The sequence below is a fragment of the Neobacillus sp. GCM10023253 genome (genome assembly GCF_042653105.1).
In the GTDB taxonomy this organism is placed as follows: Bacteria; Bacillota; Bacilli; order Bacillales; family Cytobacillaceae; genus Neobacillus; species Neobacillus citreus.
Genome location: NZ_JBHSHV010000028.1, coordinates 277802 through 292420, shown reverse-complemented (window position 1 = coordinate 292420; position 14619 = coordinate 277802). Strand labels below are relative to the sequence as shown.

At 41.7% G+C, this 14619-nt stretch carries 16 protein-coding genes; 10 read left to right on the top strand and 6 right to left on the bottom strand.

Annotated features, from left to right (window positions below; translation table 11 throughout):
• Positions 1-50: 50 nt before the first annotated feature.
• Positions 51-1064, bottom strand: coding sequence for a S66 family peptidase (locus tag ACFPA1_RS26730; RefSeq protein WP_378587605.1), 1014 nt, complete (start codon positions 1062-1064; stop codon positions 51-53).
• A gap of 604 nt (positions 1065-1668) precedes the next feature.
• Entirely contained in the window at positions 1669-2103 is a 435-nt protein-coding gene (locus ACFPA1_RS26725) for a cell wall hydrolase (RefSeq protein WP_378587602.1), read from the bottom strand.
• 170 nt (positions 2104-2273) lie between these two features.
• Between ACFPA1_RS26725 and ACFPA1_RS26720 the strand changes: the two genes are divergently transcribed.
• Positions 2274-2537, top strand: coding sequence for a YiaA/YiaB family inner membrane protein (locus ACFPA1_RS26720; RefSeq protein ID WP_213146370.1), 264 nt, complete (start codon positions 2274-2276; stop codon positions 2535-2537).
• Between the two features lie 54 nt (positions 2538-2591).
• Here the strand turns inward: ACFPA1_RS26720 and ACFPA1_RS26715 are convergent, their stop codons facing one another.
• Both ACFPA1_RS26715 and ACFPA1_RS26710 read right to left on the bottom strand, forming a co-directional pair.
• Positions 2592-3227, bottom strand: coding sequence for a pentapeptide repeat-containing protein (locus tag ACFPA1_RS26715; RefSeq protein WP_378587598.1), 636 nt, complete (start codon positions 3225-3227; stop codon positions 2592-2594).
• Between the two features lie 7 nt (positions 3228-3234).
• A complete protein-coding gene (locus ACFPA1_RS26710; protein WP_213146743.1) occupies positions 3235-3501 on the bottom strand; it encodes a YggT family protein in 267 nt (88 codons plus the stop codon).
• Between the two features lie 244 nt (positions 3502-3745).
• Between ACFPA1_RS26710 and ACFPA1_RS26705 the strand changes: the two genes are divergently transcribed.
• The 3 genes from ACFPA1_RS26705 to ACFPA1_RS26695 all read left to right on the top strand — a co-directional run bounded on the left by ACFPA1_RS26705 (position 3746) and on the right by ACFPA1_RS26695 (position 6319).
• The gene (locus ACFPA1_RS26705) at positions 3746-4993 is read left to right on the top strand and encodes an esterase/lipase family protein (protein WP_378587596.1); all 1248 of its coding nucleotides are present in this window, start codon (positions 3746-3748) and stop codon (positions 4991-4993) included.
• Positions 4994-5118: 125 nt separating this feature from the next.
• Positions 5119-5634, top strand: coding sequence for a DinB family protein (locus ACFPA1_RS26700; protein WP_378587593.1), 516 nt, complete (start codon positions 5119-5121; stop codon positions 5632-5634).
• Between the two features lie 73 nt (positions 5635-5707).
• Entirely contained in the window at positions 5708-6319 is a 612-nt protein-coding gene (locus ACFPA1_RS26695) for an FMN-binding negative transcriptional regulator (protein ID WP_378587590.1), read from the top strand.
• A gap of 74 nt (positions 6320-6393) precedes the next feature.
• Here ACFPA1_RS26695 and ACFPA1_RS26690 read toward each other — a convergent pair whose 3' ends face one another.
• Positions 6394-7482, bottom strand: coding sequence for a CdaR family transcriptional regulator (locus ACFPA1_RS26690; RefSeq protein WP_378587588.1), 1089 nt, complete (start codon positions 7480-7482; stop codon positions 6394-6396).
• A 157-nt stretch (positions 7483-7639) separates the two neighbouring features.
• Between ACFPA1_RS26690 and ACFPA1_RS26685 the strand changes: the two genes are divergently transcribed.
• Together ACFPA1_RS26685 and ACFPA1_RS26680 are read left to right on the top strand one after the other, a co-directional pair.
• Entirely contained in the window at positions 7640-8782 is a 1143-nt protein-coding gene (locus tag ACFPA1_RS26685) for a glycerate kinase (RefSeq protein ID WP_378587585.1), read from the top strand.
• Positions 8783-8873: 91 nt separating this feature from the next.
• Positions 8874-10214, top strand: a complete 1341-nt coding sequence (locus tag ACFPA1_RS26680) for a GntP family permease (RefSeq protein WP_213146378.1) — start codon at positions 8874-8876, stop codon at positions 10212-10214.
• A 119-nt stretch (positions 10215-10333) separates the two neighbouring features.
• Here the strand turns inward: ACFPA1_RS26680 and ACFPA1_RS26675 are convergent, their stop codons facing one another.
• Positions 10334-10780 carry a hypothetical protein gene (locus ACFPA1_RS26675; protein ID WP_213146379.1) on the bottom strand — a complete coding sequence of 149 codons (447 nt, stop codon included), beginning with the start codon at positions 10778-10780 and terminating at the stop codon, positions 10334-10336.
• Between the two features lie 197 nt (positions 10781-10977).
• Between ACFPA1_RS26675 and ACFPA1_RS26670 the strand changes: the two genes are divergently transcribed.
• The 4 genes from ACFPA1_RS26670 to ACFPA1_RS26655 all read left to right on the top strand — a co-directional run bounded on the left by ACFPA1_RS26670 (position 10978) and on the right by ACFPA1_RS26655 (position 14612).
• Complete coding sequence (locus ACFPA1_RS26670; protein ID WP_378587582.1) at positions 10978-11649, top strand: hypothetical protein; 672 nt, start codon at positions 10978-10980, stop codon at positions 11647-11649.
• A gap of 380 nt (positions 11650-12029) precedes the next feature.
• Positions 12030-12737 (top strand): MOSC domain-containing protein, encoded by a 708-nt coding sequence (locus ACFPA1_RS26665; protein WP_378587579.1) that lies wholly within the window; start codon positions 12030-12032, stop codon positions 12735-12737.
• A gap of 362 nt (positions 12738-13099) precedes the next feature.
• Entirely contained in the window at positions 13100-13912 is an 813-nt protein-coding gene (locus tag ACFPA1_RS26660; RefSeq protein ID WP_378587577.1) for a GNAT family N-acetyltransferase, read from the top strand.
• 31 nt (positions 13913-13943) lie between these two features.
• A complete protein-coding gene (locus ACFPA1_RS26655; RefSeq protein WP_378587574.1) occupies positions 13944-14612 on the top strand; it encodes an alpha/beta family hydrolase in 669 nt (222 codons plus the stop codon).
• The last annotated feature ends 7 nt before the right edge of the window (positions 14613-14619 follow it).

Here is a 14619-nt window from a genome sequence, read left to right as displayed (position 1 = left end):
TGCTTTTATGGGGGGAACTTAAGCAAACATGGACCGGTCCTTTGCCGACGTTATTTAAATATTTGCAGGACTGTCCCTTTTCCTTCCTCAACTTCTACCTCCGCAAAAGCCCCATTGATAAAAGTAATCTGTGGCGGAACATGGCCGCAGTCAATATCATAAACAATCGGTATTTGCAGATCTTCAGCAAGGTCCAGGTAAACATCCTCAATAGTATAGTTCTCTACAGGCATATTCGCCGAACTCCGGCCGAAAAGCAGACCCGAACAATTGTCAAACCAGCCGGCGAGCTTCATTTGCACCAATGACCTCCGCAAATCAGTCGTACTTAATTCGCAATTCTCCAAATACCAAATGATAGGTTCGCCAGGGATATGCTGTTTTCTAAAGCTTTGCACATCACCATATGGAGTGCCGACAAGATGTCTGATGATATCAACACACCCGCCGAGCAGGCGGCCGCTAATTTTAACAGTACTACTAGAAGTGGTTTTCCACCGGGTCTCCTCGGTTAAATGAAATACACATGGTGAGGGATTATCGTGCTGCCATTCCTTTTGATAAAGGGGGGAGGAGTGCTGAAGGACAGACCCGCCGCTTCCTGTCGATAAGACGGTCTCCCACATTGCAGTTGTTTCGTCCCAATAATCTCCTCGTATATCGACCAGGTTCGTCCCGTGGGCCGTTGCCATCCCTGTTTTTAAAGTAATCGCCAACAGCAGGCCGCTTGTATCGGAGTATCCCAACACCCATTTGTTTTTGATATTTTCAAAGTCAATATGCTCAAGAATCTCACCCAAAAGCTCGCCGCCCCAAGGAGGGAGAATGAGGTCGATTCCAGCATCGCTCAGCATCGCATTCAATTCCGCTGCCCGTGTTATCGCTAGTGCTGATTTGGCTTTGTCCTGCGTCCAAACTGTTTCGCCGCAGATCGTTTGAAATCCTTTCTGTTCCAGCCGGCTGCATGCTTGCTTGACCACATCGTGCAAGTTAACAGGGACACCCGATGAAGGTGCAGTGACTCCAATTGTTGCTCCTTTTTTCAAAAAAGGATAGGTAATCATGGATAATTCCTCCCTAAGTTAATTTTGATAATTTTACCAGATTATATAGGGATATACTATCATTAACTTAAACTATTATTTATGAAGAAAAATCTTAAAAAAGAAAAATCCCACAAATTCTGTAACGGGTTTACTTTAGGAGGTGCAATCATTTTAAACCACACAGCTAAACACACTTGAATTCACAATAATAAGCGAAGATTTTTCCGCTAAATGGAGAATAGGGCTCATTCCGGCGTAAATAAGGGAAGGTTTTTCGCTTAAATAAAGAAAAATCTCCAATATTGATGTTTTTTGAGTCAATAGGGGAAATTTCTCCGCCTATTTAAGTTATTCTTAATCTTATTTACTAAATAAGGGAAATTTCTACCCTTATTTATCAAACAGTGTCTAATGAACTTATACAATTTACGGTTGCTTTAGTCAGATAAAAAAAATTTGAAAAAGGCTTAGAGATATTTTCATCTCAAAGCCTTATGGACTGTGCAATATACAGTGAATTGTGTTGTGAAAATTACGTGATCTACTATGTGGTTAAGGTTGTGATTTACCGTTTTGCACCTCACAAGTAAACCTGTTGCAAGTTCTGTGAGATTTTCCTTTTTTACCAACTATAGGCATTAGGACATTCTTTCGGCTCATAATAACAATGCTGTTTATATTGCCCAGAATGTGGCTGGTCATACCATGTTGGCGGACATGGAGCATAAGGATTAAAATACCATAAGGCATGTTTAGCCGGTTGTCCCCTCCAATAATCCAAAGTTTGTTTTGCTAACCTTTTCTCTGAACTTCTCGCTGCTTGATAAAAGACATTACCCTTTTGAACAGCCTCAAAAGAATAATTTCCGCCTTGTACTTGATAAATGACTTGTGGAATGGTCCTTAGTCCTTTAAAGTCTAAACAATCTGCTTTTAGACGATTAACGATGACATTCCCTACGAGCAGCATACCCATTTTTCCTTCACCTTCGGCTTCTGCTCTCATCATCCTTGCCATCAGATTAACATCCGATGATCTATATTTTGCTCGCGGCATCCTTTTCACCCCTGTTTTAAATGTATGTTAAAAAGCCTGCATTTGTTAACGGGTCCTAATATTTCGTTATTTCAATATGGAAATAGTTTACTTAAATGCCTGTTTCTACTTATAATAAAATTGCAGTTATTTTTTATTTCAAGAAAGAGATAGAAAAAGGGGGCTACTTGATGTATCCACAAAAACATAAAAGAAGAAACACGGCAGCGTTCACATTCTTGGCCTATTTCACGCTGTTTGCAGGGGTTTGTTTATTTGCGATTGGTATCTACAACGCTGACCTAGAGTTGAATGAAAAGGGATATTATATTGCGGTGATGCTGCTCATCATCGTGGGCTCCATCCTTACCCAGAAAGTCATTAGGGACAATTCTGAGGATGACGAAATCATCGCCGAACAGCAGCGTAGAATGGAAAGAAACGAACAAGCATAGGAAACTAAAAAGGAGTTCTGAAACCAAACTTGGTTCAGAACTCCTTTTTTCAAATTAATCTTTAATAATTAACCCCATCAAAGTAGAAAATTGCAAAGCCTGATGCGTTGATACCTTGCATCCCTTTAAATCTTCAATGGCGACGGTCAGTGTATTGAAATTCGAGGAACTGATATCCACGCCCTTAAGGGAGGTATGGTCAAAGCTGGCTTCATCCAGATTGCAAAATTGAAATTCGGTACTTTTGAATTTACAGTCATAAAAATCAGTACCCTTTAATGAACTATCTTGAAAAAGTACCTTTTCAAACTTGGAAGTGGCCAATGCCGTTAAGTTTAAGACGGAATTGATGAACTGGACGTTTCCAAACCGGGAGTCTTCAAAATTTACCCCTAATAGTTTGCAATCCCTAAAGATGACCCTGTGAATCGAAGATTTGCTTAAATCGGCATTGGATAAATCACAGTTTTCAAAGATTACATCCGTTAGATCCATTTTTTGAAAATCAGTATTGGTGAATCGGCAATTCTTCAACACCACATTGAAAAGCCGGACCCGGACAGCCGCTTCATTTTCAAAAACGGAGTCGCTAATCTTGCACATTTCTAATTCCGGATCTTCTTCATAAAAAATCTCATGGAAATTCCTGCCACGTAACTCGGCAGGAATTTTAGGCGCTTCAATTTTCATATGTTTTTTAAACCCCAATAAAATTAATGGATGAGCGCAGTCCCTCAAGGGCAAATCCGCCGATGTATCGATACACAAATAGGGCAATGATTGGCGAAAAATCGATTGGACCTAATGGAGGAATGAACTTCCTAAAGACGTTTAAATAAGGCTCAACCAGCTTATAAATCCATTCGCCCACTTTTGTTGCCTGAAAACGCGGGAACCAAGAACCAAAAATTGATATTAAAATTAACCAATAATATGCCTCAAAAGCATACTGTCCAATTAGCATAATATAAGAACCCAATTTAATATCTCCTGCCTATCATAATATTTAGAATGGTACAAACATGTATTACGTATTAGTCTATATAAAGTTTCACCAAAAGGGAAGAAAATTGAACAATAAAATGATGCCAATCAGACTTGGGGTGTGTACTTGAACACTTCTATTAATTTGAAAACTGTTTACCACAATATGATATAATAGGGTTAAAAAATTGTGAAAATTCAGCAAAAAGGAGGGGATCAATTTAATGATTGGAAGTTTAACATTGTTTCCAAGCCCATGTCTGTTAACAAGCTGTTTTTCCCCAACGCTCTCGGGAAAAACTAAACCAAAAGCTTCACAAAAATTGAATGATTTTCCGATGATCCTTGTCCATGGATTAACCGGCTGGGGCAGGGATGAAATGGGGGGAATTAAATATTGGGGGGGGGTCCGCGACCTCGAAGAGTACTTAAATGAAAAAGGACATAAAACCTATACAGCCGCAGTGGGACCTGTTTCCAGCAACTGGGATCGGGCCGTTGAGCTTTATGCGTACATCAAAGGCGGAACGGTAGACTACGGGGCGGCCCATGCTAAAGAGCACGGGCATGAACGGTTTGGCAGAACCTACCCTGGGATATACAGCCAATGGGATGCCACCGAGAAAATTCACCTTGTCGGCCATAGTATGGGCGGACAAACCATCAGGACATTGGTCGAACTGCTGGAAAACGGAAGTGCTGCTGAAAGAGAATACTTCGAGCAGCATCCTGAAGAGGGATTATCCGATTTGTTTAAAGGCGGAAAAGACTGGGTCCATAGTGTAACAACCCTTGCGACTCCGCATAATGGCTCAACGTTTGCGGACGAAGAAGAGATGACACCATGGTTGAATCAGATGGTCTTTTACGCTGGGAGTTTATCAGGAGCAAGTGATGAAAACATCGTCTATGATTATAAACTTGACCAATGGGGGCTCCAGCGGGAAGAGGGAGAGTCCTACTTTGTATATGTTGATAGGGTGTTTAATAGTTCCATTTGGACCAGCAAAGACAGCAGTTTAAATGATTTAACTACTTACGGGGCGGCGAAGCTCAATGAATGGGTAAAGACACATCCGGATGTCTACTATTTTTCCTATACCGGAGATGCCACCTATAAAGGAGTACTGACTGGCCGTGCTTATCCGCAGTATTCGATGAATCCGTTAATGAAGGCATCCAGCATGTTAATGGGATTTTATTCGAGAAAAAGCCCTGAGCCTGTTATTGATTCTGCCTGGTGGCCGAATGACGGGATTGTCAATGTAGTCTCCGCGAAATACCCGCACGGTCATGCCCATAAGATGTTTGACGGCCATGTTGAAAAAGGAGTATGGAATCACTTTGGTGTGCAGTCAGGCTGGGATCATTTTGATTTTATCGGGATTGGATCTGAAGATAATCTCGGTTTAAAAGATATCTACAGTTTTTATAAAGGAATTGCGGACAACCTGCATGGGCTGCCGGAATAAGGTATCTCACGCTTAATTTGTAAGCACCGAGGCAGGATATTTTTTAAAATTAAGATTCTGTTGAAGGGATTTTTTAACAATTGGGCGAATATCTTTTTGTTATGATTTGATGGAGGTGAAAGGGTTTGAACGCACAAATTTTAGAATATCATCTCTGGGCAAATCAACTTGTATTAAATCATTTGAAAAACCTGCCGGGGGAAATCTGTTTTCAACAGGTGCAGAGTGTATTTCCAACCTTATACGATACGTTATACCATATGTACCAAGTTGATTATGTTTGGTTAAGAGCCCTGACAGGGGACAGTTTTGAAAAAATAATCGAAGGTGTCAACCAATTAAAAGAGGAAAATGCGGATAGAAGTATGGATCAATTAGAGGAAGACCTTCTGCAATTGGGTAAAAAGTACCACGAATTTATAGATGGTCTTGAAAACCTTAATCAAACCACTGTGGTAAATCATCCGCGTTTTGGGACATTAACAACAACTTACTTTGAACTTCTACAGCACGTCGTAAACCACGGAACCTATCATCGAGGAAATATTACAGCGGTTTTAAGACAGTTAGGACATAAGGGTGTACCGACCGACTATGTTTATTATCTTTATGAGAAAGCTAATTTCGAAGCTGACATTTAACATAAAAGGGACATTTGCTTTAAAATGTCCCTTTTAAATTTATACAATTATTTTAGATAACGAGGTAGAAAAAATGTATATACCCAAACATTTCAAAATCGAAGATGAAGAAATTATTTATGACTTTATGGAAAATAACAGCTTTGCCACGTTGGTTTCGCAGCATAATGGGGAACCATATGCCACTCATCTTCCATTAACCATTCATAAAGAGGAAGGTGTTTTATATGGCCATTTTGCCCGTCCGAACGGACAGTGGAAGGATATTGCAAACCAAAAGGTTTTAGTCATATTTCAAGGCCCGCACTCCTACATCTCCCCTTCATGGTACGAAACCAATAAGGCTGTGCCAACCTGGAATTATGTTGCTGTGCATGTATATGGCCAATTGGAGATTGTGGAAGATGGCCAGGAACTGCTTGATGCGTTAGCAGAAATGGTTACTACATATGAAAAGCCCAATAGTTCCTATCAGTTAAAGGATGTAGATCCTGGTTTCATTGAAGGAATGACGAAAGGTATTGTAGGTTTTCGGATCAATATTACCAAAATTGAGGGTAAAGCAAAACTTAGTCAAAATCACACGATTGAACGTCAGGAATTGGTTATTAAGCAGCTGGAAATCTCGACTGATCAAAATGATAGACTTATAGCTGATTTGATGAGGAATAACCTTAAGAAATAATACTTATTAGGCTGACTTGAATGGTCGTTTAGGGAGGACCGTTTCAAGTCAGCCTTTTTTGTTGTCCGTTGGAATTAGTTTTCCTTCCGTTTCATTTGCAAAAGCCAAACCGCAAGCTGCAGGGTCACCGCATCATTTAGCACCTGCGGGTCGAGTCCAGTTATCTCTTTTATTTTTCTTAACCGATAAATAAGCGAATTGCGATGGATGTACATGTGCTTGGCACATTCCCCGATATTTTGATTGCTTTTGAAAAAATAATCCAATGTTTCGGTCAGCTTGTCCGATAGATTCCCGATGACTCGGTTTAGGTACTGCCGCTTAGCCCGCTCATCCAATCCCGCCAAGAGGGCTTGTGGTTCAATTTCCGCAAAAGTGGTCAAAGCTTGATCTTTGCCTCCAAACAGTAAAGCCTGCTGTGCCTCCTGAAAGGAATGGCGTATTTGAGTAAAATCCATTGCTGTTGAACCGATTCCGATTTTTAAAAATAGATTGGTAGAGTTTAAAACAGTTTTCAACTTTTGTATCAGCTTTGTCTCAGGCAGCTGGGATGTCAGCAAAAAGATTCTGCTGCTGTTTAAAAATCCCACCAGCGAGCTGCCCTCGTCAAAAGAGTTCTCGAGAATTTGCAGTAATTCTCGTTTTTTTAACGGGGTTTGTGAAACTTCAATAATAGCAATCTGGAAAGATGGAGTTAGTTTGATTTCTATTAAATTCAACCGTTGGTTAATGGACTCCACATCGTATTGGTCTTTCAATAACTCTTCAAAGACTTGCTCCTTCAGCCGCTGCTTCCATTCAAATTGTTCGGCGATAAAAGATTGATGAATCATCATCTCAGTGATCATTTTGACCAACGCACCAAACTCCATAATTTCCTCAGGTTTACCCGTGATTCCGATAACACCAATAATCATGTCTTGGAATGTAATGGGAAGATTGATGCCAGGCAGGGAACCCTCCCATTGCTGCGGGTCATCTTCTTTGATAAATAAAGGCTTGCCTGTTCTCAAAACTTCTAATGCTCCGGAGTGGAGCTGATGAATACGACTTTGGTCCCCTGATGCAATAATCGTCCCGGTATGATCCATAATATTGATGTTGCGGTTGAGACGAATCATCGTTTGTTTGACGATTTCAGCTGCCATTTCTTGTGTTAGCATATGCCATCACCATTCCGTTGTAAGCGTTTTTATTTATTATACACAAAAAATTCAAAAAGGTTTTCTATTTTTTTGTTTATGGCGACTGATGAATGTCAAATGTCTGAAGATTATAATTGTTTTAAGCAGAATATTGTAGAAAAAAGGGGAAAACACAATGAAGATTGTTATTGCACCCGATTCGTTTAAAGGATCACTTACTGCACTTGAAGCTGCCCAGGCGATTGAGCGGGGTATCAAAAGGGCGAACACTTCAGCTGAAACGGTGCTTGTGCCGGTTGCTGATGGAGGAGAGGGAACAACCGATAGTTTAGTTGCGGCAACAAATGGCCGAATGGTGGATGTCATGGTGAAAGGCCCATTATTAGAACCGGTGAAGGCAGCCTATGGAATGCTTGGCGATCAGGAAACCTGTGTTATCGAGATGGCGACCGCATCCGGCTTAAATTTGATTAAGCCTGAACAGCGTAATCCGATGCTTTCGACCACCTTCGGGACAGGGGAACTGATTAAAAAAGCATTAGACGATGGCTGCCGAAAATTTATTTTGGCCATAGGTGGAAGCGCTACCAACGACGGGGGAATTGGTATGCTTCAGGCACTAGGAATGAAGCTGTTGGATTCGGATGGAAATCCTGTGCAGGATGGGGCTGGTGCAGGTGAGCTTGCCCAGATTGCTTCCATTGATGACCGGGATTTTGACTTGCGCATTGCCGGGGCCCAGTTTCTAATTGCCACAGATGTTCAGAATCCTTTAGTGGGGCTGAGCGGAGCATCCCATGTGTTCGGTCCGCAAAAAGGGGCCACCCCGGAAATGGTGGAAATTCTGGATGGATATTTACGCCATTGGGCCGATTTGGTTGAAGCCAAAACGGGTATCCGACTTCATGACAAGCCGGGTGCCGGGGCAGCAGGCGGAATTGGCGGAGCTTTCCAGGCTTTTTTTCCAGCCGAAACAAGAAGGGGCATCGATATTGTCATCGAGTACACCAAGCTTGCAGAAAAGCTGGACGGTGCTCAGTGTGTGTTTACCGGGGAAGGCCAGACGGATTTTCAAACCGCTTCCGGAAAAACGCCGATGGGAGTGGCTCAAGAGGCGAAGAAACTGGGCATACCGGTATTTGTCCTTGCCGGGTCGATTGGCAAAGGGATTGACCAGCTTTATGAGCATGGGATTTCTAGTGTTCATAGTATCATCAATGCTCCGATGACGCTAAAAGAGGCAATGGACCGGGGGGCGGAATTGCTCGAGCAGTCAGGAGAGCTGGTAATGCGGACATATTTGGCGTCACTAGCTTAAGGGTTTTGGAATACGAACAGGGGTTGGCAGAGAGAAAGACCTTGCTGTAAAGAGGCAAAGATTTTTACAAAACAACAAAGGGGTAATACAGATGTTATTTCTAGTTTTATTAATTGGCGTACTGTTAGTCGTCATCGCCACGACGAAATTTAAGCTGCACCCATTCTTATCGTTATTATTAGGTACATTTTTTGTAGGTTTTGCTTCAGGTATGCCGCTGATGAAGATTGTGGAAAACGTGAATACCGGATTCGGAGGATTGATGGGGGGAATCGGTCTCGTTATCGTGTTCGGAACCGTTATTGGGACAATCCTTGAAAAATCAGGAGCGGCCCTCAGGATGGCTGAAGTCGTACTCCGCGTTGTCGGTCCAAAAAGACCGCAGCTTGCGATGAGTTTAATTGGATACATTGTTTCGATTCCTGTATTTTGTGATTCCGGGTTTGTTATTTTATCAAGTTTAAGAAAAGCACTAGCAAAGCGTGCAAAGGTAGCGGTCGCATCGATGTCTGTGGCGCTTGCAACCGGCTTGTACGCTACTCACACGCTTGTTCCGCCAACACCGGGGCCAATCGCCGCGGCAGGAAACATTGGCGCAAGCAACTTCTTGGGAACTATCATTTTAATTGGTCTTATTACAGCTATTCCAGCAACCATCGTCGGCTATTTCTGGGCAACAAAAGTAGCGAACAAAATTGAGGTAGAAGACGATGGTGAGGAATTGAACTATGACGAAATCGTTCGTTCCTTTGGAAAAATGCCATCTACGTTTCTATCATTCTTGCCGATTGTCTTGCCGATCGTTTTGATTGGTATTGGGTCTGTTGTTACTTTCCTTGGGTCAGAAGGAAATATCGCTAAATTTTTAGTATTCTTGGGCACACCGCTTGTCGCGTTGCTTGCTGGTGTCATCGCCGCTTTTGCCTTGCTGCCAAAATTTGATGAAGAGACCTTAACAAAATGGGTGGGAGAAGGTTTAGTAGAATCTGCTCCAATCCTGTTAATTACCGGCGCTGGCGGTGCGTTTGGCGGCGTTATCAAAAACACTGGAATTGCGGATGCGATTCAAAGCTGGTCAATCGGCGATACATTTAGCGGCGCACTGTTCTTATTAATTCCTTTCATTATTGCTGCTGCATTAAAAACAGCTCAAGGTTCATCAACTGCAGCATTGGTTATTACTTCATCTTTGATCGCTCCAATGCTGCCGACTCTTGGCATTGAGGGAGCCGTTCCATTGGCACTAGTTGTTATGGCGGTTGGTGCAGGTGCGATGACAGTCAGCCACGTAAACGACAGCTTCTTCTGGGTTGTAACGCAGTTCAGCGGAATGAAAGTTACCGATGCTTACAAAGCCCAGACTATGGCAACCTTATTGCAGGGTGCAGTTACTATCGTTGTGACGATGATTTTATGGGTAGTTTTAGTTTGATTGATTGCTAGACAGATATACGGTTTTGAACCGGTAAATGACGGCATTATCGTCCGGTCCTATCGGTTAAATTTTTAAAAAAAGTATTGAGCGGTTTAATTTTTCAGCCGCTCAATTTTTTATTTAAGGCCTCTTTTTAATCGTTCAAAACCATAAATGATTAGAGAAAAACTGATAAAAGATAAAAAGATGTGCTTAGGTTTAAAGTTAACCAATGTAAAAAGCTTTAATTTTTGATAAAGAAAACTTAATGGAAAAGAAAATAATACATCCATGATCAGGTTAACCAGCATATACCGTTTGAATTTCCCAAAGGTAAAATGGAATATCCATAGGGTTCCCACGAAGAATGGCCCCAGAATAAAGCTGCTATCGTTTAAAAGTTTCCCCTTCCATCCACCTTTAACAGTCCACCATTTATATGGAATAGCCAGCAAGCACAGCACTGTTACAAATAATGAAGCAACTATGGAAACAGGGAAGAACTGCCGAAGAGACTTTCTTGGAAGAAAAGCAATGGAAAACCAGGGTAAAATAAGATGAAGAATTCTAATCAAATATGGCATAATGGAACCTCCTTTCCAATCTTAAATTCCCCTTGATTAAAGGAAATCATTCTCAATCGAGGAAAAATTACTTTTTTCATAACCTTTGAAAAGTTTTGCAGGAAAAAGGATATATTTCGAGAAGTCTATTACTAGAAATTGAATAACAACTATAAAAAATAGATAAATAAGTTAAAAAGGAAGGGGAGTCGAGACCAATGTTATCGTTTGAGGAGAAAAAGGAGATTTTCCGCACGTTTAAGCTGGAGGAGAAAGAAATCAGCAACGGCAGAGTGAACTTTAACTATCCCGAGAGCAAGCAGAGAGGCCTGGTTCTGGCCAGGGAATTGCAGCAGAGCGGCAATGGCTATGTGCTTGGCAAGTACATGTCTGAAGAAGTCATTAGGAAAAATAGCTATACGGTTGATGCACGCGGCTGGATATCAGTAAGAGATTTTTCAAAAGATGAGTTAATAAAGGTCATTGTTGAGGCCATGAAGTCCATGTCGGGTCTGGCCATCGAAGCAGATGCGTTTATCAGGGCACAGGGTCCATCGAAAACTGTTAGGACGACGCCGAGGAAAAAAGTAGTCAGTATTAAGGCAGTCAAGGATGCAAAACGGAAACCTGTTGAAAGCAAAATACAAACACCTGATACGGCAACATCCACAGTTGTGGAGGAAGTTAAAAATGAGCCGCTTGAGGCTTCGAAACCGGCAGCTCCCGTAAAAGATGATGATTTTTCAAAAGAATTGGAAAGCTATCCCCTTTCTTGTATGTTTTTCTGGACAGGGCTGACAATGTCGTTGATGGAAACCGGCTTCCTGATGTGGAGGAATGCGGTGCGGAGATATGGTGAAGTCAGTCGAGGATTGACTAGAAAAGAATAGGATTTATTTAGCCTGGTATTCATACTGGGCTATTTCAATTCTATCCTTATTTAATGCAGGATTTTTATTATTACTCGGACGCCCCATCTGATAAGAAGGTATATAGGTTCAATGAGATCGAAACCTGACTCAAAGAATTCCCATTTGTCGCCCTTCTCTTCCTTCTTTTTCTTTTTCATTTTGAATCCCATTTTACATCCCCCCCGTAAATTTTATTACGAATTTACCTTGTGAAGGTTTCAAAATAAATAGTCCTAATCCGATTTTTGTTAATATTCGTAAATTGCTGTGATAGAATTTGGATATCATAACCAAATGTTTTTTTCAAAATAAGAGCACTAGATAGGGTTTCGGATGATGAATGAATTGGGGGATTAAGGATGGGATTTTTATTAAATAAGGTTTTTGCCGGGCAGCCAAAAACAGTCGGTGATAAGGATGCCGCCAGTTTGATGGACCGTGAGTGGACGAGTGCGATTTTTAAAGAACCTGTTGAGGGGTCTATTTGGGTCGGTAAAACAGGCTTGGCGGGAGACAGGGTATTTGATACGGAGCACCATGGCGGTCTGGAGAAAGCTGTATTTGCGTATGCTTCGGAACATTATGTGGACTGGCAAAAGGAATTGGACAACTCTCATATTGGACCAGGAGCTATGGGCGAAAACTTTCTTATAGAAAATGCTAGGGAGGATTTGATTTCGATAGGTGATACCTTTCAAATCGGCGAAGCGGTTGTTCAGGTATCCCAGCCCCGCCAGCCATGCTGGAAGCCGGCCCGCCGTTTTAAAATCAAAACCCTCGCACTGCTTATCCAAAATACCGGACGGACCGGCTGGTATTTTCGGGTGTTAAAGGAAGGTCTAGTGGAAGCCGGACAGGGCTTTACGTTGATTGAGCGCCATTATCCGCAGTGGACTATTCAGAAATGCAATGAGATTATCCATGCAAGGAAACCTAATTTTGAAGAAATGGCTGAGCTTGCTCGGTGTGAACTGTTAGCGCCAGGTCTGCGAACTACTTTAGGGGAAAGAATTAAGAAAAGGGAAATACCGGATATTACAAAAAGGGTCTACGGACCGAATGAGTGATTAAAAAGGACAAATCGACTAAAATCCTAGGTCAAAGTTGTCCGAACCAGTGCAGCCTTCGGACAAAAACGTTTGAAAAAAGGGTCAAAGTGTCCGAACTAGAGCAACCTTCGGACAAAAACGTTTGAAAAAGGGGTCAAAGTGTCCGAACTAGAGCAACCTTCGGACAAAATCGTTTGAAAAAGAGCGGAAGTGTCCGAACCTAGGTAACCTTCGGACAAAATTGCTTGAAAAAGAGGTGGAAGTGTCCGAACTAGTGCAGCCTTCGGACAAAACCGCTTGAAAAGGGGTCAAAGTGTCCTTCATAAAAGTACGTATGAAAATCTACAATCCTAATAGGTATTAATGAGGAGTGGAAAACTATGTTTTTAAAATTAATCCACAATGACACCGCAATCACAGAAGGAAGTCCATTTACTTCGGATGAAGTCCAATACAATCTAATCCATCGAATCAGTGAAGACCCTAACTCATTATGTCTTAAAACACCAGACGAAAAAATGATTTTTGCCCATACGCCCGAACATAAGGGCTGGCTGTGGATTTCGAACGATATCCTGGCCACAGAACGAACATCCTTAATACATGAACTTATAAATCATCTCACAGGAGTATCCTTGCCAGGAATTACTGGGGATCCCCAGACGGCACGGATGTTCACTGAAATTTTTTCAAAAATAAATAACGTTCAATACGAAACGGATATGACCATGGAAGCCTACCATTGTCCAAAGCTCATTAAGCCTCAAGGTGTTAAAGGTGAACTCATTAAAGCGGCTGAACAGCATGTTGACGTTGTCGCAGATTATCTCGCGGGCTTTATGAGGGATGCATTTGGGACCACTGTTGAACCGTCATCTCAGCAGACAAGGGCTGCGACGATGATTGCTGGTGGCGGGTTGTACCTTTGGATCGTCAATGGCCAGCCAGTGGCGAAAGCGAACATTTCCCACCGTTCTCCAAGGTATGCTAGAATCAATGCCGTATTTACCCCAATCCAACATCGAAAAAACGGCTATGCCAGTGCGCTGGTCGCTGAACTTTGTGAAAACATAGAGTCAGAGAAGCGAATTCCGATGCTCTATGCTGATGTGAAAAATCCTGACTCCAATAAGGTATATCAAAATATCGGGTTTCAAAAATGCGGGCTGATTGAGGAAATCAAGTTTTTCTAGTAAGAAAACAACCATCGAGGTGAAACAATCAATGTATGAAATTATAGAAGGACAAGTGCTAAGAACTGAAAATTCCACCATTCCCTACACATGGATTCGCAGCAAAGAACCAGCAAAAAGCATCTGTATCATGCTGCCGGGGCTTGGTTACACCACACAGCGGCCGCTATTCCATTATTCAACTGGAATATGTCTGAACCAAAACATAGATGTTCTTCACATAAACTACCAGTTTGCAAATAATGAACATTTTAAAAAACTTCCTGGGCCAGAGCATGAGCAATGGATGTATGACGATATAAAAGCAGTTGTGGATGAAGTATTAAAGGAACGTTCCTATGACCAATGTTTTCTGTTAAGCAAATCAATTGGCACGATTCCAATGGCGATGGAGTGGAAACAAAGGAATTTCATCCACAATGCTATTGGAATCTGGTTAACACCGCTTATCAAAATGGATAAGGTGTATCAGGCTCTTTTAAACACCGAACTTCCTTCACTCTGCATAATAGGAGACCTGGACCACCATTATAACAAGGAAAAGATTTCAGCTATAATAACTAATCATCTTGTAGATACGGTTGTAATACCAAATACAGAACACAGCCTAGAAGTAAAAGGGGATACCTTAGCAACGATAGACGCCTTGAAGGAAGCTGTGAAACATATCGAAGCATTTGTGGAGAATCATAAGATTTAAAAATATT